Annotated in this window: 15 protein-coding genes; 6 read left to right on the top strand and 9 right to left on the bottom strand. The window is 75.4% G+C overall.

The features are described from left to right. Positions 1-190 precede the first annotated feature (190 nt). On the top strand, positions 191-745 hold the full coding sequence (locus ACFV3R_RS31040) for an acyl-CoA thioesterase (RefSeq protein WP_385590094.1): 555 nt from the start codon (positions 191-193) through the stop codon (positions 743-745). 27 nt (positions 746-772) lie between these two features. Here ACFV3R_RS31040 and cutA read toward each other — a convergent pair whose 3' ends face one another. Together cutA and ACFV3R_RS31030 are read right to left on the bottom strand one after the other, a co-directional pair. Beyond that, positions 773-1099 carry a divalent-cation tolerance protein CutA gene (gene cutA, locus ACFV3R_RS31035; protein WP_385590092.1) on the bottom strand — a complete coding sequence of 109 codons (327 nt, stop codon included), beginning with the start codon at positions 1097-1099 and terminating at the stop codon, positions 773-775. A gap of 156 nt (positions 1100-1255) precedes the next feature. After that, on the bottom strand, positions 1256-2722 hold the full coding sequence (locus tag ACFV3R_RS31030) for an LCP family protein (RefSeq protein WP_385590090.1): 1467 nt from the start codon (positions 2720-2722) through the stop codon (positions 1256-1258). A 468-nt stretch (positions 2723-3190) separates the two neighbouring features. Between ACFV3R_RS31030 and ACFV3R_RS31025 the strand changes: the two genes are divergently transcribed. Beyond that, positions 3191-4225, top strand: a complete 1035-nt coding sequence (locus ACFV3R_RS31025; RefSeq protein ID WP_385590088.1) for a glycosyltransferase family 2 protein — start codon at positions 3191-3193, stop codon at positions 4223-4225. Between the two features lie 48 nt (positions 4226-4273). Here the strand turns inward: ACFV3R_RS31025 and ACFV3R_RS31020 are convergent, their stop codons facing one another. The 4 genes from ACFV3R_RS31020 to ACFV3R_RS31005 form a co-directional block, all read right to left on the bottom strand. Further along, positions 4274-6322 (bottom strand): LCP family protein, encoded by a 2049-nt coding sequence (locus ACFV3R_RS31020; RefSeq protein ID WP_385590086.1) that lies wholly within the window; start codon positions 6320-6322, stop codon positions 4274-4276. 114 nt (positions 6323-6436) lie between these two features. Then, a complete protein-coding gene (locus ACFV3R_RS31015; protein WP_385590084.1) occupies positions 6437-8395 on the bottom strand; it encodes an LCP family protein in 1959 nt (652 codons plus the stop codon). A 218-nt stretch (positions 8396-8613) separates the two neighbouring features. Next, entirely contained in the window at positions 8614-9735 is a 1122-nt protein-coding gene (locus tag ACFV3R_RS31010; protein ID WP_385590082.1) for an LCP family protein, read from the bottom strand. 960 nt (positions 9736-10695) lie between these two features. Continuing rightward, positions 10696-11448 (bottom strand): TIGR03089 family protein, encoded by a 753-nt coding sequence (locus tag ACFV3R_RS31005; RefSeq protein ID WP_385590080.1) that lies wholly within the window; start codon positions 11446-11448, stop codon positions 10696-10698. A gap of 190 nt (positions 11449-11638) precedes the next feature. Between ACFV3R_RS31005 and ACFV3R_RS31000 the strand changes: the two genes are divergently transcribed. The 3 genes from ACFV3R_RS31000 to ACFV3R_RS30990 all read left to right on the top strand — a co-directional run bounded on the left by ACFV3R_RS31000 (position 11639) and on the right by ACFV3R_RS30990 (position 15607). Beyond that, a complete protein-coding gene (locus ACFV3R_RS31000; protein WP_385590078.1) occupies positions 11639-13102 on the top strand; it encodes a peptidoglycan recognition protein in 1464 nt (487 codons plus the stop codon). Between the two features lie 140 nt (positions 13103-13242). Then, positions 13243-14325 carry a sugar phosphate nucleotidyltransferase gene (locus tag ACFV3R_RS30995; protein ID WP_385590076.1) on the top strand — a complete coding sequence of 361 codons (1083 nt, stop codon included), beginning with the start codon at positions 13243-13245 and terminating at the stop codon, positions 14323-14325. Between the two features lie 439 nt (positions 14326-14764). Continuing rightward, positions 14765-15607: a DNA-3-methyladenine glycosylase family protein gene (locus ACFV3R_RS30990; protein ID WP_385590112.1), complete on the top strand. Its 843-nt coding sequence runs from the start codon at positions 14765-14767 to the stop codon at positions 15605-15607. A 75-nt stretch (positions 15608-15682) separates the two neighbouring features. Here the strand turns inward: ACFV3R_RS30990 and ACFV3R_RS30985 are convergent, their stop codons facing one another. The 3 genes from ACFV3R_RS30985 to ACFV3R_RS30975 form a co-directional block, all read right to left on the bottom strand. Continuing rightward, positions 15683-17086 (bottom strand): coenzyme F420-0:L-glutamate ligase, encoded by a 1404-nt coding sequence (locus ACFV3R_RS30985; protein ID WP_385590074.1) that lies wholly within the window; start codon positions 17084-17086, stop codon positions 15683-15685. Next, complete coding sequence (cofD, locus tag ACFV3R_RS30980; protein WP_385590072.1) at positions 17083-18072, bottom strand: 2-phospho-L-lactate transferase; 990 nt, start codon at positions 18070-18072, stop codon at positions 17083-17085. The genes ACFV3R_RS30985 and cofD overlap by 4 nt, the downstream gene beginning before the upstream one ends. A gap of 80 nt (positions 18073-18152) precedes the next feature. Then, positions 18153-18668 (bottom strand): cysteine dioxygenase, encoded by a 516-nt coding sequence (locus ACFV3R_RS30975; protein ID WP_385590070.1) that lies wholly within the window; start codon positions 18666-18668, stop codon positions 18153-18155. Positions 18669-19589: 921 nt separating this feature from the next. On the opposite strand from ACFV3R_RS30975, the gene ACFV3R_RS30970 reads away from it, so the two are divergent. Then, positions 19590-19853, top strand: coding sequence for a WhiB family transcriptional regulator (locus ACFV3R_RS30970; protein WP_003983763.1), 264 nt, complete (start codon positions 19590-19592; stop codon positions 19851-19853). Positions 19854-20276: the final 423 nt, after the last annotated feature.

Here is a 20276-nt window from a genome sequence, read left to right as displayed (position 1 = left end):
CACAGCGCCGGGCCTGGTCGCGGGCGTGTGACGGGCCCGCGGGGGTCCCTTGGCCGGGCCTGACCGGAACCTTCACACTGTGGTCAAGGTCGCACGCGGCGCCGGGCCGCGACGTCCCGCCGGCCGGGTCGCCGCAGGTGGCGGCGGTGGCCCGCGGGAGCGCCGGAGACCGGGCACATAAGCTGGACGCATGAGCCAGCAACCGTCCGCAGCCGACCTTCTGCCGGGGAAGCCGACCAGCGCCTCCCGCACCACGCTGAGCCACATCATGACGGGCAACGACACCAACCTGCTCGGCACCGTCCACGGCGGCGTGATCATGAAGCTGGTCGACGACGCGGCCGGCGCCGTCGCCGGACGGCACTCCGGCGGCCCCGCGGTCACCGCGTCCATGGACGAGATGGCCTTCCTCGAACCCGTCCGGGTCGGCGACCTCGTCCATGTGAAGGCACAGGTCAACTGGACCGGGCGGTCCTCCATGGAGATCGGCGTCCGCGTGCTGGCCGAGCGCTGGAACGAGTCCACCCCCGCCACCCAGGTCGGCTCCGCCTACCTCGTCTTCGCCGCGGTCGACGCCGACGGCAAGCCCCGCCAGGTGCCCCCCGTCATCCCCGAGACCGACCGCGACCGCCGCCGCTACGAGGAGGCCCAGATCCGCCGCACCCACCGGCTGGCACGGCGCCGGGCGATCAAGGAGCTGCGGGAGCGGGGCCGGGCCGGCGAGGGGCGCGAGACCGAGGACTGACCGCGGCACCGGCGACTGACCGCGGGGTCAGCCTGCCGTCTCCGTCCGCAGCCAGGCCAGGTAGGCGTCGCTGCCCGCGGTGACGGGCGTCGCGATGACCTCGGGGGTCTCGTAGGTGTGGACGGAGCGCAGGTGCGCCTCCAGGGCCGGGTAGCGCGCGGCCGTGGTCTTGTAGAGAACCCGCCACTCGGTGTCGGTCTCGACGGTGCCCTCCCAGCGGTAGACGCTGGTGACCGGGCCGTCGACCTGCGCGCAGGCGGCCAGACGCCGCTCCACGGCGTCCGCGGCGAGCCGGCGGGCGGCCTCCTCGCTGTCGGTGGTGGTCAGTACGGCGAGGAACTCGGCGTCGGCCACGTCCCACCCCTTCCGCCCCGCAGGGCCGGCGTCGCTCACGTCCGTCTGTCGGTCCGACGGTACCGGCCCCCGGCGACGCCCGGCCCCGCCCCCGCCTGCCTGAGGAGCCGCGCCGGAGCCGGGAGCCCGGCGCCCGAGGGGGCCCGCAGCCGGGAGTCAGGAGCAGGACACCTGGTCGCCCGTGACGGCCTGTGCGTGGCCGGGGGCCGGCTGGTTGCCGCGGACCGGGTGGACGGCGGTGAAGTCCTGCCCCACCGTCACCCGGATCGCCGCGCCCAGCCCCGGCACGGCCTGCAACCGGGCGCCGGGGAAGGCGGCGGCCACGCTGCGCACCGACCGGTCCCAGCGCGGGTCGTAGCGGACGACGGTGTGGGCGCTGTGGGGGAGCGGTGCGGTGCCGGGCGGGCCGTCGAGGGTGAAGCCGGTGGCCCGCAGGCCGTCCGCCACACGGGCGCCCAGGCCGCTGCGCGAGGTGCCGTTGTCGACGTGGACCCGTACCTGGTCCGGCGGGATCTCCACCGTGGTCGGGCGCGGGCCGCGGCCGGCCGGGCCCGGTGCGCCCGCAGCAGGGGTGGAGGCCGGCGCCGGGGAGGTGGCGGAACCCTTCGGCGCGGCCCCGTCGCCGGCGGGTCCGGTCCGCGGCACGAGCGGCCGGTCCTCGCGGACCGCCTGGAACAGGGCACGTGCCCGCTCCTCGTCCCACTTCACGGTCAGACCCACGTACGGCACCCGGTAGTTGACGTCGGCGACGGGCACCGAGGCGAACTCCGAGGAGCCGGGCTGGAAGCCGTGCATGGCCCGGCCCAGGTCCAGCATGTCGTCGGTGCCGAAGCCCTTGTCCGCCCGGACCGAGCCGAGCAGCGAGCCGGTGACGTCCCGCAGCCGCGTCGGGTCGGTGAGCACCCCGGAGCTGGTGACCTTGCGGATGAGGGCCGCCATGAAGCGCTGCTGCCGCCGCATCCGGCTGAGGTCGGCCGCGCCGTCGACGTGCCGGGAGCGGACGTACTGGAGCGCCTGGCCGCCGGTGAGCTCGTGCATTCCCGCGGGCAGGTCCAGGCCGGTGTAGGAGTCCTTCATGGCCCGGTCGGTGCAGATCCGCACCCCGCCCACGGCGTCCACGGTCCGCATGAAGCTCTGGAAGTCGACCTCCAGGTAGTGGTCGATGTGGACGCCGGTCATGTGCTCCACCGTGCGCACCGTCAGGGAGGGCCCGCCCTCGGCATACGCGGCGTTCAGCTTCAGGGGGTGGGCCCGGTGCCGCTTCCCGGTGGCGGGGTCGGTGTGCTCGGGCACCTGGGCGTAGGAGTCCCGGGGCAGGCTGACCACGCTGACGTGGTCCCGGCCGGGCGAGAGGCGCACCAGCATGATCGTGTCGGTGCAGTGACAGGGCTCACCGCCCAGGTGGTAGGCGCGGCGGTCGCGGCGGCTGAGCCGGCCGCGGCCGTCGGTGCCGACCAGGAGGATCGTCATGCCGCTGCGGGCCCGGTCGTCGGCCGGCGGACGGTCGCTCATGCCCTGGAAGGCGTCGACGCGGGCGATCTGGTCGGAGACGCCGGCGACCACCGCGTGACCGGTGCCGCCGGCGGCCAGGACCAGCGCGGAGAGACCGGTGGTGGCCCACACCCCCCAGCGCAGTCGCCGGGGCCTGCGGTGCTGTGCGCGGCGCGCTCTACGGCGTCGGGCGGGGGACGGCCTGGTCACGGGCGGGGACCTCCGCGGCGGGGGAAGGGGCGGGCGCGGCAACGGAAGGTGAGCGTTCGAAATGCACCGGAACCTACCGAAAGCACGGTAGGCCGATACGATCGGCGGGAAAGCGCCACACGCCGGGGCCCGGCCCGGGGGCCACCCGGCTGCCTGCGCCCGCATCGCCCGAACGCGGTAACGTGCAGGGGGTGCCGCGCCGTCCCGGCGGTGCCCGCGTCGCCGACCCAGGAGTCCCAAGGCGGCGGTCCCAGCCCACCGGGCCAGGCCACGGTGAACCTCCGGCCGTCCCGCGCCGGAGCGGCGGACAGGCGACGGAGGACCACCACCGTGCCGCCCGCGCCGCGAGCCCTCACCGTGCCCCGTAGCCCCCGTAAGCCCCGAGGAACCATGCCGCAGCAGCAGCCCCCGGCCGTCTCCGTGATCATGCCGGTGCTCAACGAGGAACGTCACCTGCGGGCCTCCGTCCGGCACATCCTGCAGCAGGAGTACGCCGGCGAGATGGAGGTGGTGATCGCGCTCGGCCCGTCCACGGACCGCACGGACGAGATCGCCGCCGAGCTGGTGGCCGAGGACCCGCGCGTCCACACCGTGCCCAACCCCACCGGCCGCACCCCCGCTGCCCTGAACGCCGCGATCCAGGCCTCCCACCACCCCGTCGTCGTCCGCGTCGACGGACACGGCATGCTCTCGCCGAACTACATCGCCACGGCCGTGCGGCTGCTGGAGGAGACCGGCGCGCAGAACGTGGGCGGCATCATGCACGCCGAGGGCGAGAACGCCTGGGAGGAGGCCGTCGCCGCGGCGATGACCTCCCGGATCGGCGTGGGCAACGCCGCCTTTCACACCGGCGGCGCGGCCGGACCGGCGGAGACCGTCTTCCTCGGCGTCTTCCGCCGCGAGGTGCTGGAACAGCAGGGCGGCTACAACGTGGAGTTCATCCGCGCCCAGGACTGGGAGCTGAACTTCCGCATCCGCGAGGCCGGCGGACTGGTCTGGTTCTCGCCCGAGCTGCGCGTCCAGTACCGGCCGCGGCCCTCGGTGAAGGCGCTGGCCAAGCAGTACAAGGACTACGGCCGCTGGCGGCACGTCGTCGCCCGCTACCACTCCGGCTCCATCAACGCGCGCTACCTCGCGCCGCCGACCGCCCTGTGCGCCATCGCCGCGGGCGTGGTGGTGGGCGTCGCCGTCACGCCGTGGGCCTTCCTGGTGCCCGCCGCCTACGCCGCCGCGATCACCGCGGGCTCGGTGCCCGCCGGCAAGGGCCTCTCGGCGAAGGCACGGGTGCAGATCCCGCTGGCGCTGGCCACCATGCACATGTCCTGGGGGTGGGGCTTCCTGACCAGCCCGCGCTCCCTGGCCCGCCGTGTCATCGCCAGCCGTCGCCCCGCCGTCCAGGCCGACGAGGCCGGCGCGCAGGTGTGACCCCTGGTGGCCGCCGCGGCTCCCGCGGCGGCCACCGCGCACCCCCGCCTACCAGGTGTAGTGCGGGTTGACCTCCATGCACGCGCCGGTGTCGTCGCCCATCAGCGGGTGGGCGCTGCTCGGCACCTTGCCGTGGCCCGGTGCCCGGGAGCCCTTCGGGTAGGACGTGCCGGTGCGCCAGTCGTCACCGATCACCAGCCGCAGCGTCCCCGGGCTGCCCGAGGCGGACGCTGAGGACGAGGCCGGGGCGGAGGGGGACGTGGCGGTGGACGACGAGGGCGAGCCGGTGCCCGTGGGGGACGCCGGGGTGCCGGCCGGGGCGGTGTCGTCCCCGGGTTCGGCGGCGCGCACCGCGTCCGAGGGCAGCTTCAGCGCTTTGGCCAGTGCCAGCGCGTCGCCCCGCAGGTCGGGCGTCGGGTAGGTCAGCGTGGTCTCGGGGACGCTGCTGAGCGTGTCCAGGGCCTTGGCGCGGGACCAGCCGAGCCCCGCCAGCCGGTCCCGGATCACGCTCGCCCGCCCCGGGGCGGCCTGCACGGCTGTGGCGCCCGTACCGTTCGCCACCTCCACGCGCAGCTCCGACCGCTCGGTGGAGGGCGGCGGCGCGGCCGTGGCCTTCTTCTTGTCCTTGCCGTCCAGGGCCCGGTCGTCCCGGATGAGGGCGAAGGTCTGCTCGGCGTCCTCCGGCCGAGGCAGCACGTACGCCAGTCCGGGGCCGTAGACCCACGGCATGGTGATGCTGGTGATCCGGGCGGCCGGCACCTTCTTCAGCTCGCCCGCCAGGTGGTACAGGGCGGTCACCGACCCCAGGTCGTCGTCGACGGTGAGCGCGCTGGTGGCGGCCTCCGCCAGGGCCTGCAGCTCGACGGGGTCGGAGAGCCGGGTGCTGGACTTCAACTCCCGGGCCAGGGAGTTCATGTACATGTGCTGGGCCTTGGTCCGGCCGATGTCGGAGTTGTCCTCGAAGCCGTAGCGGGTCCGCAGCCACTGGAGCGCCTGCACGCCCTTGACCGCGTGCGTTCCCTTGGTGAGCTTCAGGCCGCTGCCGTGGCCCTGCGCGTCGTGCGACCAGACGTCGGCGTCGACGCAGACCGGGACGCCGCCCACCGCGTCGGCCATGGCGACCACGCCCGCGAAGTCGACCATCATGAAGTGGTCGATGTAGATGCCGGTCAGCGCCTTCCAGGTGGCGACCGTGCAGCCCGGACCGCCGTGCTGGAGCGACTGGTTGATGGCGGCGACCGTCGAGGGGTAGACCGTGCCGGTCTCCGGGTCGGTGCACTTCGGGATGGTCACGCGGGTGTCGCGCGGTATCGACATCACCGACATGTTGCTGCGGTCCGCCGAGACGTGGACGAGCATCTGCACGTCGGCGAGCGGCTTGCGGCCGACGTCCGCGCGGGCCCCGCCGAGCCGGACGTCCTCCGCGGTGTTCCGGCTGTCGGAGCCTATGAGCAGGATGTTCAGCGGGGTCTGGCCGGCCTCGTTCGGCGTGGGCCGGGGCAGCGGATGCGGGGTGACACCGATGTCGAGGTGGTCCCGGTGCAGGTTGCCTTCGAGGTGCCGGTAGTAGAGGTAGGCGGCGCCCGCCGTGCCGAGCACCAGCAGCGCCAAGGCCGCGGCACCCCACCGCAGCAGCAGCCGGCCCCGCCGCCGGGGACGCCCGCCGCCGGAAACCCGGTCCGCCCCGGGGCCTCCGGGACCGCCTGCTCCGGCGGCGGCCTCCTGCGGCGGGGAGTCGTCGGCGGGTGCGTCGGCTGAGGCGGCGTCGGCGGTGGGGACGTCATCGGTGGGGACGTCGTAGGTGGGAGCGGCCTTCCCGGCGGCCGGGGGACGGGCGTCCTCGGCCTGCCGGGGGCCGGGTGTCCGGGCGCTCGCGGCGTCCCGTTCCGTGCCGGCCGCGTCGCCCGGCGAGTCCTCGTCCGCAGCCTCCGGGGCGGGGCCGTCAGACGACCGCTCCCCGTCCACCGCCTCGGGCTTCACCGCCTCGGGCTTCGCCGACGGCTCGGTCCCCGGCGGCCGGCCGTCGTGCCGGTCCGGTTCCCCGGCCCCGGGTGGCTGCGCTCCCGCGTCCTCGCCCCGTACCCCGCTCACCCGCATCGGGCCCCTCCCCCTCACTTCTGGTGCGCTCGGCGCCGAAGGACGGGGCATCGGTGCGGCGTGACGCGGGCGCCCCCGGAAGGGGCGCCCGTTCACAGCTACTGCACGACGCGACTACTTGGCGCAGACGTTCTTGTCGTCCGCATTGACGTTCTGCACCCCGTCAGGGGTTGTAGTCGGCGCCTCGATCGGTTCTCCCGCGCCGGAGTAGTCCTTGCCCAGGGTGAGCTTCATCGGCTCCCGCGCCCCGGCGTTCGAGCCCGACTTCTTCATCGCGCTCTTCGGCAGGCCCATCCAGTCCGCCAACGTGGCAGCCTGGTCAGCCTGGTTGGGAGCGTACTCGAGGACCGTCTTGTCGACCGTCGCGGGTGCGTTGCCGGCGTTGGTGGACAACTTGGCGCCCTTGTTGTTCTGCAGCCACTCGACGGTGTCCTGCGCCGCGCCGATCGGGCCGCCGCCGTTGGAGACGTCCACCCGCACCTCGGCGGCCGGGGCCTTCTTCACCGGCGCGGTCTTCTTGTCGTCGCCGCCCTTGGACTTGGTCTTGGTCAGTGAGTGGTCGGCCTGCACCATCTTGAACAGCGGCTCGGCCTTGGCCTTGTCCAGGATCACGGTGGCGGCGTCGTCCGGGTTGTCCAGGACCGGGACGGTGACGAAGGTGATGTTCTTGACGTTCACCCCGCTGAGGTCCTTGGCGAGGTCCACCAGCTTCGAGGCGGAGCCGATGCCGGTGTCGACGGTGAGCGCCTTCGTCGCCGCGTCGCTCAGCTTGTACAGCTTGCTGGGGCTGGTGAGGGTGTCGCCCGACTTCATCTTGCGCAGCAGCGAGCTGAGGAACTGCTGCTGGAGCTGGATGCGGCTCAGGTCGCTGCCGAAGCCGACGGTGTGCCGGGTGCGGACGAACGCCAGCGCCTGGTCGCCCTCGACGACGTGCCGGCCGGCCTTGAGGTGCAGGTGCGACTTGGGGTCGTCGATGTCGTGCGCCGCGCACACCTCGACACCGCCCACCGCCGTCGAGAGCTCCTTGATGGCGTTGAAGTCCGCCATCATGAAGTGCGTGGGCGTCAGCCCCGTCAGCTCCTTGACCGTCTTCCAGGTGCAGCCGGGGTCGCGCCCCTCCTGGCCGAGGCTGGTGTTGAACCGGACGCCCTGCTGGCCGGGGATCGTCTTCTTGGTCCCGTTCTCCTGCTTGACGGTGCAGGAGGGTATGTCGGTGATCAGGTCGCGGGGGATGGACAGCGCCGTGGCGTTGGAGCGGTCCGCGGAGATGTGCAGCAGGATCGTGGTGTCGGCGTGGCCCACGCTGCCGCTGTCGCCGTAACCGCTGTTGCCCTTGCCCTCACGCGAGTCGGTGCCCAGCAGCAGGATGTTGACGGGCCCCTTGACGACCGCTTTGTTGTTGACGCCGACGTCCACCTTCTTGATGTTGTTGTTCAGGTGGTTGTACAGGTACACGCCGAAGCCACCGGCGACGACCAGCACGAAACCCATCGAACCGGCCGTCCAGTACAGGGCCTTGCGCTTCCCGGACCGCTTCCCCGTCCGCGGCCCCTTGCCCTTGCGGCGACCGCCGCCGCCCTGGGCCGCGGCGGCCCGCCGGGCCGCCGCCCGCCCGCCGCCCTCGCCGGAACCCTCACCGCGCCGGTCGCGCTGGGTCGGCAGCTCCCGGGTCTCGCTGTCCCGTTCGGCTCCCGCGGCCGGACCGCTGCGCGAGCCCTCACCCCGTGCGCCCTCGCGCGGGCCGCCGGGCCGGGGAACTCCGGTGGGGGAGCCGCCCTGCGGCCCGGTGCGCGCGGCCCCCGCTCCCTGGGTGCCGCCGCCGTGCGTGGTGGCGCCCCGTGGCGGGCCGCCCTGGGCCGGTCCGCCCTGAGAGGGGCCGAACTGGCGGGGGCCGCCCTGGCGCGGGGTGCGGTTCGCGGGGCCCGATGCGGAACCGGGTCTGCGGGGTGAAGGGGGGGAGGGCGCGTCGGAGGCCGGGTCGAGCCTCAGTTCATAGGTGCCGGTGCTCGGATTGAACACCCACTGGTCGGCGGGGTCGATGTCGTCCCCCCGCCCACGGCCTTGCGCGTCCACGGTGCCTCAAGTCCTCCGTCGTGCCACGCGGCGCCCGTCCCCACGAGGCGCTCGGTCGGTCGATTGTGCGGTGCGCGGTCAGCCGGCAGTGCGGACCGGAGCGCTCACACTATCCGGCCGGTTCGGCGTCAAGCGACGTCGGTGACGATTTCCTCACCCCTACAACTGGGCAATCCGTGCATTATCTGCGCCGGGTTGGCGCGACCTTTGCAACCGTTTTAGGAGCAGACACCCCGGTCCGCGGTGGTTCCGTGGAAAGTGGGGGCGCCGTCCGGGGAGGTGAGGGAGGCGTCGGGGGTGGACGAGGGGGCGCTCGCACCGGGGGAGGCGCTGCCGCCAGTGGCGGCGCCGGAGGCCTCGGGGGTCCCCGGCGAGCTGCTCGACGAGGGCTGCACGGACACCGGAAGGTCCTTCCGCAACCTCCTGAACAGCTCTTTCGCGTCCGGCTCGGCCAGTTCGTCGCGGTTGGGGTCCAGGCGGTACGGGCGGCGCGGCACGGTCAGGAAGCGGATCTTCCCCGGGGTGATGTCGCGGGTGGAGCGGACCAGCCCGTAGAGGCCGCGCAGCGAAGCCAGTCCCTCGTCGGTGGTCAGTGCGCGGGTGGCCGCGTCCATCACCGGGTACAGCTTCGTCGGGTTGAGCAGCACCCCGTTGCTCCGCACCTTCTTCACCAAAGCCGCCAGAAACCGTTGCTGCCGGCCCATCCGCTGGGTGTCGCTGCCGTCGCCCAGCCCCTTGCGCACCCGGACGTAGCCGAGGGCCTGCTCACCGTCGAGGAGATGGCGGCCGGCGGGCAGGGCGAGATGGGCCTCCTTGTCGTGCACCGCGTGCGGCAGGCAGACCTCGACGCCGTCGACCGCGTCCACCATGCGCTTGAACCCGTTGAAGTCGACGCTGACGTAGTGGTCGACGCGGATGCCCGTCATGGCCTCCACGGTGCGGATGGTGCAGGCCGCGCCGCCCACCTGGAAGGCGGCGTTGAACTGCGTGGAGCGCGCCGCCGCGGGCCGGCCGCCCGCACCGGTGCACTCGGGCCGGTGCACCACGAGGTCCCGCGGGATGCTCACCGCGGTCGCGCTGCGGTGGTCCGCCGGCAGGTGCAGCAGGATGGTGGTGTCCGAGCGCCGCCCCTTCTCCCGGCCGTAGCCGGCGTTGGCGCCGCTGCGGTCGTCCGAGCCGATGAGCAGGACGTTCTGGGTGCCGCGGGCGCCGGCCGGCGGGCGCTGCGACTCGTACTTCTCCAACTGCCGGCGCACCGCGGGGTCGGTGTGGATGTTGCCCTCCAGTCGGTCGTAGACCACGTACCCGGCTCCGCCCGCGGCCAGGACCAGCAGGGACACCCCGACGGCGGTCCACCGCAGCCAGTGCCGGCGGCGCCTGGGCCCGCCCGGGCCCTCCCGGCCGGGCCCGGAGGAGGAGCCCTCAGGACCGCCCGCACCGCCTGGCCCCCCGGTTCCCCCCGGCCCGTCCGGCCCGCCGGCCCCGTCCGGTGGCTCCCCGCCGCGTCCGAAGCCGCCGGCTCCGGAGCCGCCGGAGCCCGTCCCGCCGGAGCCCGCCCCGCCGGACCCCGATCCGCCGGGGCCGCCCGCCCCGCCCGGAACCGAGCCGCCGGAGGCGTCCTCGGGCTGCGTTCCGGCGGCGAACGGACCGAAGGGGCCCGAGGGGCCGAACGGGCCGGTGGGCAGGCCCGGACGTCCCGGGCCGGGGTCCGAGGGCCGCCCGCGGCGGGCGGCCCGTCCCGCCCGGCCGGGACGGGGGCGCCGGGTCGGACGGGAGAGGCGGCGTGCGCTGCGGGACGGGCGCGGGGCGCTGCCGTCACCCGGCACCGTGGCGTCCGCGCCGGCAGTCCCGGCCCCTGCCTGTTCCTCCGGTCCCACGGTCACAGTGCGCCCCCTCGCGGAGTCGGCTCGTGCACCCGTGCGGCGTTCGCGCCGGCCGGCCCCACCGGGCACGGTCGGCGCGGCGTCCGGGCCCCGGACCGGCGCGGGAGGCGACGGGCCGACGGCACGAAGCCGCGCGTGCGTATCCCCCGATCATGGCGCGGGCCCGGCGGACCGGCGCGTGGGCGGGCGCCGGACTGCTCCGTCCGGGGGACGCCGGGCCTCGCGCGCCCCGCCGGGAAGGGAGCGGTGCGTCCCCCGACCGTCCGCACGACCGGGTGACGCCGGCCCGGGGGCGTGAGGGCCGGAGCGCCGCCCGGTCGTGCGGACGTCAGTGGCCGGGGTGACGCCGCAGGGGGCGAGGGGGCCGGGGTGAGGTCCAGGCGGGACGGACCGGGTGGCCGGGTGCCGCAGCCGTCGTCAGCTCGCGGAGTGGGTGACGCGCTCGTCGGTGCGCCTGCGCTCCAGGGCCTCGGCGTCGAGGTGCTCGGCGTGGCGGACCAGGACGACCGAGCCGCCCGTCGTCAGCGGTGCCAGGAGGCCCGCGGAGAGCCCCTCCCAGGAGTCGTAGGGCCGGGTCGACAGCAGGCGTGACCCGGCGGTCAGGCCCAGCCGGCCGGCGTCCGCCCGCGCCTCCTGCACCACCTGCGCGCCGGTCAGCTCCCGACCGGCCACCCGCAGTGCGGGCTCGTCCGGGTCGACCGGGGCCAGCGCGGTGAAGCGGTCGCCGTGTCCCGGCACCTCCGCGGCGTAGTCGGCGAACCCCTGCGGCGGCTGCGGGAAGCGGCCCCCCAGCGGGCGCAGCGAGAGGGCGACCCGTTCGCCCTTGCAGGTGCGTGCCCGCTCCAGCTCGTCGGGGCCGGTCACCACGAGGTCGGCGCCGGCGGGGTCGCCGGCCACGTCCGCGACGACACCCACCGACGAACAGGCCAGCAGCCACACGGCGGTCAGCCAGTGGGCGGGCAGCAGCAGCGAGGCGGTGTCGCCCGGCTCCGCGGCGAGGTCGGACTGGAGGTAGTTGGCGGTCTTGGCCACCCAGTTGTCGAAGGTGGCCACCGACAACTCCACCCGTTCACCGGTGGCGTCGTCGTAGAAGGTGAGCAGGGGGCGGGCGGGGTCCGCGGCGAGGGCGGACCGCAGGGTCGCGGCGGGGGTGCGGTCAGTGGCGTTCATGGTGGGGCCACTGTAGGACGCCGCCGCGGGCCGTCCACCGTGCCCCGTGGGGTCGGCGGCCGGTCGGCGGCGGCGGGGGCCGGGGCGCCCGTCAGCGGAAGGGTGGTCGGGGTGGCCCGGTCAGCCGAATCGATCGACACTCCGTCAGATAAGCATGACGGCGCAGTGGCAGATGCTCAGGATGTCCGCTATGCGTACCCTTCTCGCCGCATCGCTGGGCGCCGCCTGCTCCGCCGCCCTGAGCCTTCCCCTCGTCCCCGCGGCGAGCGCGGCGTGGTCCGCCCCGGCAGACGTCACCGCGGGCAGCCGGCCCCTCGCCGCAGGCAGCACCCAGTCGCTGCCGCTCGCCCGGCTCGGCGGGGGAGGGGACCGCGCGCTGCGCCCCGGCCCGGCGGCCGCCGACGGCGCGCAGGGGCTGCCGGCCCGCACGGTCCGGCCGTTCTCCCTGCTCGGCGTGGTCTGGGACGACCCCGGGGCCGAACTGGGCGGGCGCGCACAGGTCCGCACCCGCGCCCTCGGCAGCGGCAGGTGGTCGCCGTGGCAGGACCTGCAGGCCCACGACGAGGACGCCCCCGACCTCGACGCGGCCGAGCGCCGCGGTGAGGCCCCGCGCGGTGCCACCGCGCCCCTGTGGGTGGGTGCCTCCGACGCGGTGCGGCTGCGCGTCGTCCCCACCACCCGCCACCGCCCGTCCGAGCCCCCGCGGCTGCACCGCACCGCACTCCACCCGGGCAGCACGGCACGCACCCCCGTCCTCGCCCCGACCCCCAGCCGCAAGCCGCGTGGCGGCCGGCCCGACCCGCGCGGCGCCCGCACCACCACCCACCGGCCGCTGCCCAAGGGGCTGCGCCTCGAACTCGTCGATCCGGGGCCGGAGAAGACGACCGCCCGCCCCGCGAAGCAGAGCGGCACCACCCCGGCCCGGGACGAGGCCTCGGCCGCCAACGCCCCCCTGGTCAAGGCGGGGGCGCGCGCGATCCCGGCGGCCGGCAGGGCCGCGGCCCGGCGGGACGTGCGGCTCACCGGCGACCGGCCGCCCGCACACCCCCGCACCGGTCCCCGCCCCCGCATCGTCACCCGCGCGGGCTGGCAGGCCGACGAGAGCCTGCGCCGGCCCGGATTCGCCTACACCGGCCCGGTACGCGCGGTCTTCGTGCACCACAGCGCCACCGGCAACCACTACACCTGCCAGCAGGCACCGGCCGTCATCCGCGCCGTCTACCGCTACCACGTCAAGTCCAGCCACTGGCGCGACCTCGGCTACAACTTCCTGGTCGACAAGTGCGGCACCGTCTACGAGGGCCGTGCCGGGGGCGTCGCCCGGCCGGTGCGCGGCGCCCACACCCTGGGCTTCAACGAGAACACCACCGGCGTCGCGGTGCTCGGGAGCTACGACCGCACCGCCCCGCCGAAGGCCGTCACCGCCGCCCTGGCCCGGCTGGCGGCGTGGAAGCTCGGGCTCTCCGGCGCCGACCCGTCCGCCACCACCCGTCTCGTCTCCCGCGGCGGCGACCGGTACCCCAAGGGAACCCGGGTGGGCCTGAAGGCCATCTCAGGCCACCGGGACGGTTTCACCACGACCTGCCCGGGTGACCGCCTCTACGAGAAGTTGGGCGGGATCCGCACTTCCTCGGCCCACCTCCAGGGCCGTTGAACCACAGCCCCCGGCGGAGGGTGACATTCCCCTCCCGCCGAGGTGTACAACCTGGCGGGACCAGGACAATCCCCGCCACCCCGTCTGCCTACACTGGTCCGCCGATCCGGCCGACCCCAGCAGGAAGCAGAGAGAACAAGGTGACTGAAGCGATCCTCCTGGTCGGCGGCAAGGGCACCCGACTGCGCCCGCTGACGGTGCACACACCCAAACCCATGGTCCCCGCGGCCGGGGTGCCGTTCCTGACCCACCAGCTCGCCCGCGCCCGCGCGGCCGGCGTCGAACACATCGTCATGGCCACCTCCTACCTGGCCGAGGTCTTCGAACCGCACTTCGGCGACGGCTCCTCGATGGGCCTGCACCTGGAGTACGTCACCGAGGACGAGCCGCTGGGCACCGGCGGCGCCATCCGCAACGTCGCCCCCCGGCTCACCTCCGCCCCCGGCGAACCCGTGCTGATCTTCAACGGCGACATCCTCACCGGGCTGGACATCCCCGCCCTGGTCGCCACCCACCGCGAGGCCGGCGCCGACGTCTCCCTGCACCTGACCCGGGTGGAGGACCCCCGCGCCTTCGGTCTGGTCCCCACCGACCCCGACGGGCGCGTCACCGCCTTCCTGGAGAAGCCGCAGACGCCCGAGGAGATCGTCACCGACCAGGTCAACGCCGGCGCCTACGTCTTCAACCGCGAGGTCATCGACACCATCCCGGCCGGCCGCCCGGTCTCCGTCGAGCGCGAGACCTTCCCCGGCCTCCTCGCCGCCGGCGCCCACCTCCAGGGCATGGTCGACTCCACCTACTGGCTCGACCTCGGCACACCCCAGGCCTTCGTGCGGGGCTCCGCCGACCTGGTGCTCGGCCGTGCACCCTCGCCGGCGGTCCCGGGCCGCTGCGGTGAACGCCTGGTGCTGGAGAGCGCCACGGTCGCACCGGACGCCAAGCTGTCGGGCGGCACCGTCGTCGGCGCCCGCGCCCGGGTGGGGGCGGGCGCCAGCATCGAGGGCAGCACGGTGCTGGCCGGCGCCGTCATCGAGGAGGGCGCCCGCGTCCAGGACTCGCTGATCGGTGCCGGGGCGCGCATCGGGGCCCGTACGGTGCTGCACGGCGCGGTCATCGGGGACGGCGCCGACATCGGCACGGACAACGAGCTGCGCGACGGCGTACGGGTGTGGTGCGACGCGCACATCCCGGACGGGGCGGTCCGCTTCTCCTCGGACCAGTAGCCGGGACGGCCCGCGCCACCAGCAGTGATCCCGCGCACCCGCTGCCCGGGACGCGCAGACGGCGCCGGCCGGTCGCCGCCCGTTAGGCTCGAAGACGCCCCCCAGCGTCAGGAAGCACGTGGAACCCTCCGCCGACCCCCTCACCACCGCCGCCACCCCCGGCGGTGGCGGTCACCCCGCGCCGGGCGCGGCCCATGGGCAGCGGCCGGACGGGGCGGCGAGCGGTGCCGCGGCGCCGGACGGCGGCGGCATCCCCCCGGCCCGCGCCGGCGAGGCGCTCGACGCCGCCACCGTCCGCACCGGGCCTGCCGGGCTCCCCGAACCCGCCGCGCAGGCGCCCGCCGGCCGGGCTCCGCGCCCGGCGCCCGGCGCCGAGGAGCCCCGGGTCCGCCGCTGGACCCCGACCGGGCCGCTCCACCTCGGTCTCGTCCTCGGCCCGCTGCGGCGCGGCCCCGGCGACCCGGCGTTCCGCACCACCCCCGACGGCGCCGTGTGGCGTGCCAGCCGCACCCCGCAGGGGCCCGGCACCCTCCGCGTCGCCGCGGCCGGCGGGGCGGTCGAGGCCCAGGCGTGGGGGCCCGGCGCCGAGTGGCTCCTGGAGACACTGCCCGACCTGCTCGGCGACCGCGACGACCCGTCCGCCCTCACCCCGCGCCACCGCGTCGTCCACGAGGCGCACCGCCGCAACCCCGGACTGCGGCTGGGACGTTCGGGGCTGGTGCTGGAGGCGCTGATCCCCACCGTCCTGGAGCAGAAGGTCACCTCCGACGAGGCGTACCGGGCCTGGCGGCTGCTGCTGCAACGCTTCGGCGAGCCCGCGCCGGGGCCCCTGGAGCGGCTGCGGGTCATGCCGGACGTCCGCACCTGGCGGCTGATCCCCTCCTGGGAGTGGCACCGGGCCGGCGTCGACGCCAAGCGCTCCGACACCATCGCGCGGGCCCTGCGCGTCGCGCCCCGGCTGGAGGAGGCCGCGCAGCTGACGCCCGCCGAGGCCGAGCGGCGGCTGCGCCTGGTCCCCGGCATCGGCCAGTGGACCGCGGCCGAGACCCTCCAGCGGGCCCTCGGCGCCCCCGACGCCCTCACCCTCGGCGACCTGCACCTGCCCCGCATCGTCGGCTACGCACTGACCGGACGGCTCGGCGGCACCGACGAGGAGATGGTGGAGCTGCTCCGCCCCTACGAGGGCCAGCGCCACCGCGCGGCCCGGCTCGTGCTGCTCTCCGGCCGGGTGCCGCCGCGCCGCGCGCCCCGGTTCCCGGTGGGCGACATCCGGGGCCTGTGACCGCCCGGCACTGGCCGGAAGAAGGACCTCCGAAGCCGCCCGCCCCCAACCGGGTGCGGGCGGCACCCCGGAGCCTCAGCGCACCGCGGTGAAGTCGGCCCCCGACCGCGGCGGGCGGGGCCGGGGCGGGCCGGCGGGGTGGCCGACCGCGACCGCGCCCATCGGGTCCCAGTCGGCGGGCAGCTCCAGCACCTCGCGCACCACGTCCCGGCAGAACATCGTCGAGGACACCCAGGCCGAGCCGAGGCGCTCACCGGCCAGCGCCACCAGCAGGTTCTGCACCGCCGCGCCGGCCGCCACGACGAACATCTCGCGTTCGGCGGCGCTGCGCCGCGGGTCGGGGTAGGTGTGCGCGCCGTCCGCGACCAGGCAGGGGACGACCAGGTAGGGGGCGTTGCGGAGCACGTCGCCGCGGCGCACCCGGCGGGCGACGGACTCCTCGCTCTTCCCGTCGGCCCGCAGGTCGGCGATCCACTGCTCGCGCATCGCGTCCAGCAGCCGGGTGCGGGAGGCAGCCGACTCCAGCAGGACGAACCGCCAGGGCGTGGTGTGGTGCGGGGCGGGAGCGGTGACCGCGGCGTCGACGGCCCGGCGCACCGCCTGCCCGTCGACCGGCTCGTCGGTGAACTCCCGCACCGTGCGGCGCAGTGTGACCGCCTCGCGCACCGCCTCGGAGGTGCCCAGGCGGAACATGTCGTCCCGGGCGACCCGCACCAACTGCCAGGCGCCCACCGGACGCTCCTCGTCCGCCGCCTGCTCCCCACCCGCCGGACGCTGCCGGCCGGCCGGCTCGCCGGCGCCCTCCTGCGCGGCGGCCCCGGTCACCGCGGGCAGGCCGCGGACCACCGCCACCGGCAGGCCGGCCGCCTTCCCCTTGACCAGGTCGGCCGCGGCGGCCAGCTCGTCGGCGGTGGCGACCACCGTTGCCGAGAGCGGGTTGCCGTGCGCGTCGGTGCCGCCCCGCAGGTCGTCCAGGACCCGCACGCCCGCCGCGCCGATCGCCACGTCGGTGAGGCCGTTGCGCCAGGGCCGGCCGAAGGTGTCGGTGACCAGCACCCCGACGTCCACGCCGAGGGTGTCGCGCAGCCCCTGCCGCAGGGCGCGCGCCGAGGCGTCCGCATCCTCGGGCAGCAGCAGTATCGTGCCGGGCTCGGTGTTGGAGGCGTCGACCCCGGCGGCGGCCATGACCAGTCCCTGCCGGTTCTCCACGATCCGCAGCGGCCCGCGGCGGGCCACCACCCTCACCGTCTCGGCGTCGATGGCCGCCTCCCGGTCCTCGGCCCGGACGATCCGGCCCTCCGCCTTGGAGACGATCTTGGAGGTGACCACGACGACGTCCCCGTCGACCAGGCCGGGCACCCCGGGCTGTGTCGCGGCGGCGGCCACCAGCTTCACCAGGTCCTCGCCCGGCCGCACCTCCGGCAGGCCCGGCAGCGCCCACACCCGGAAGGCGGGCGCCTCCTCGGTGTGCGGGGTCACGGGCGGACCTCCTCGGCCAGCGCGAGCGCCTGCCGCGCCATCTCCGTCGTCGCCGCCAGGTCGCTCATCATCAGCGGCACCGCGCGGCAGACGATGCCCGCCGCCTCGACCCGCTCCACCACGCCCGCGTCGACGGTGTCCACCAGCCAGCCGTCCAGCAGTCCGCTGCCGTAGTGCTCGGCGACCGCCGCCGCGCTGGACTCCACGCCCACCGCGGCGAGCACCTTGTCGGCCATGCCGCGCACCGGGGCGTCACCCACGATCGGCGAGAGCCCCACCACCGGCACGCCCGCCTCCGCGATCGCCTCGCGGATGCCGGGCACCGCAAGGATGGTGCCGACGCTGACCACCGGGTTGGACGGCGGGAAGAGCACCACGTCGGCCGCGGCGATCGCCTCCAGCACCCCGGGCGCCGGCTTGGCCTGGTCCGCGCCGACCGGGACCACGGCCTCCGCGGGCACCGAGGCCCGCAGCCGCACCCAGTACTCCTGGAAGTGGACCGCCCGGCGCGTGGCCTCCGCCTCGCCCGCGGCCTGCGGGTCGTCCGGCGGCAGCGTCACCGCCACGTGCGTCTCCACCCGGTCGTCGGTCATCGGCAGCAGCCGCACCCCCGGTTTCCACCGCGCGCACAGCGCCTCGGTCACCGCGCTCAGCGGGTAGCCGGCGCCCAGCATCTGGGTGCGGACGATGTGCGTGGCGAAGTCGCGGTCGCCGAGCCCGAACCACTCCGGGCCGACGCCGTACGCCGCCAGCTCCTCCTTGACCCGGAAGGTCTCCTCGGCCCGCCCCCAGCCCTGCTCCTCGTTGATGCCGCCGCCGAGCGTGTACATCACGGTGTCCAGGTCAGGGCAGACCTTCAGCCCGAAGAGGTGGATGTCGTCACCGGTGTTCCCGATGACGGTGATGTCCGCGTCCGCCGCCGCCGCTTTCAGGCCCCGCAGGAAGCGGGCGCCGCCGATACCACCGGCCAGAACCACAATGCGCATGCCCACAGTCTCGCAGTGCCGGCCGCGCCCGGTGTGCCGGAGTGCCGGACCCGCCGCCGGGGCCGGGGCGCGCGCACCGCTCAGGCGTCGGCGACGGGGACGGCTGCGCACCGGGGGAGGGCGGCGGCCGGGGCGAGCGAGCCCTCCCGCATCGGCATCTCCGTCAGCCCCGGGTGGTAGACGTGCAGGCTCACCGCGGGCGTCAGCGCGTGGTTGACCACCTCGTGGACGTACCCGGGCGCGAAGGCCCGCTGCGCGCCCGGCCCCAGGGCCCGCTCGCCGCCCGCGGTGTGCTCGGTCAGGGTGCCGGTCAGGACGGTCAGCAGGCCGTGGGAGGCGCCGTGGCCGTGCGTCCCGCTGCCCTGTCCCGGCAACCAGCTCAGCAGCCACACCTCGTACCCGGGGCCGGTACGCAGCCGGTGGTACCAGCGCGTCGTGGCGTCGTAGCGCACCAGCGGCTCCCAGGCCGGGCGGTCCGCGGCGATCCGGCGGGCGAGCCCGGCGAACTGCGCCACCGTGGACGGGTGGGCGGGGACGGGCGGCAGGAGGTGGGGGAGGGCGAGCGGGTCGCCGGCGATCTGGATGTCGCTGTTCATGCCGGTGGATTCCTCGGGAGGGGCGCGGGCGCCGAAGGCGCGCCCGGTGTGCGGGCGGGAGGACGTGCTGTTCAGGTGCGTGCTGCGGGGAGGGCGTGCTGCGGTGCCGGTGGCCGCGGGGGGCGGGGTCCGACGCCGTGCGGCGGTGCGGAGCCGTCAGGACCCGCACGGTGCGCGGCGGGACGTCAGGAGGGTGCGCCGGGCCCCGGCGCACCGGCTACCGGACGCGGGGCGCGGCAGCGCGTGGACAGGGCGGCGGTGGGCCGGGGGCGTCGCGCGGGGCGCGGACACGGTGGAACCGGGCGGGGCCGAGGGGCGTCAGGCGCCGTCAGCAGCCGGCGGGGCGGCGACAGCGGCCGCAACAGGCACAGCGCGCGCGACACCGGTGGCACGTCACGGAGACGCGCTGGGCTCCCGCGGTGCGGGCCGGTTGACGGCGTGAAGTCGCTGGCATGCCGTCAACCACAGCGGGTACACGGGCTGAAGTCAACTGCGTGTCGGGTATGGGGGAAATGATTCACCTCATCCGGTTACTGTGCCTGGCGAAAGGTTTGTGCGTGTGAGCGGGCGGAGAAGTGGCCCAGCAGTCGTAGCGCGAAACGTCGTTGTGCTCCTGTGATCTGATCGTGATCAAGATCTCTTCGGGTGGGCGGCGGGGGCGGTGCAACGCTCGCGTCCGTCCCGGCGTCCTCCCCAGAGGTGGAGACACCACCGGACCGGCGCGTCGAGCGGTGGAGTGCCCAGGGCCATCCCTATTTGCGCACTTTTCCTCTCGCCTTGGTTCCGCAGGGTGAATAAGGGGCCTAATAGCAGATCTCGGCTTGACTGCCCGGGAGCACACACTTGTAATTTCACTCGTGTCGTTCAGCCGTGGAAGATCACGGCAGCATCACGGGGACGCCAGACAGACGAGGGGCGCACATGACCGAGCTGTTCCAGGAATTGCTGGTCGAGGAGGCGGACGAGGAACTCGGCTGGCAGGAGCGCGCGCTGTGCGCCCAGACCGATCCCGAGTCCTTCTTCCCGGAGAAGGGAGGCTCGACGAGAGAGGCCAAGAAGGTCTGCCTGGCCTGCGAGGTCCGCTCGGAGTGCCTGGAGTACGCCCTCGCCAACGACGAGCGCTTCGGCATCTGGGGCGGACTGTCCGAACGCGAACGCCGACGCCTGAAGAAGGCCGCGGTCTGACCCACCGCCACCCCCGCCGGCACCGCGCAACCACCGCCGCGCCGACACCGGGACGCCCGGGCCGGACCGACCACCCGGCCACCGGCGCCCCGCGCCCGACCACCCCGCTCCCCGCGCCGCAGGCCGCCGAGCCGGGCCACCGACCCCACCCCGGCATGGCCGCGCCGCGCACTGACCACCCGTGCCGGCCCGCCCCCGCGCGACCCACCGCACCGGTGACGGCTCCGCACCCACCGCCCTCCCGCCCCCACCGGCCGGGAGGGCGGCGCCGCGCCCGGGCGCGCCGGGCCCCTCCCGGAGACGAAGCGGCGGCCGACCCCCACCCGCGCAACCATTAGTGTGGTGTGCCGACCGAGACGCGCCGACGCCCCACCGGGGCGCGCGTCCACCGCCGCCGACACCTCAGCGCACCGCGCTGTACCG

Source organism: Streptomyces sp. NPDC059740, assembly GCF_042733155.1.
Lineage (GTDB): Bacteria > Actinomycetota > Actinomycetes > Streptomycetales > Streptomycetaceae > Streptomyces.
Note: the sequence above shows the minus strand (reverse complement) of the source record. Positions and strands in the feature narration are given on the sequence as shown.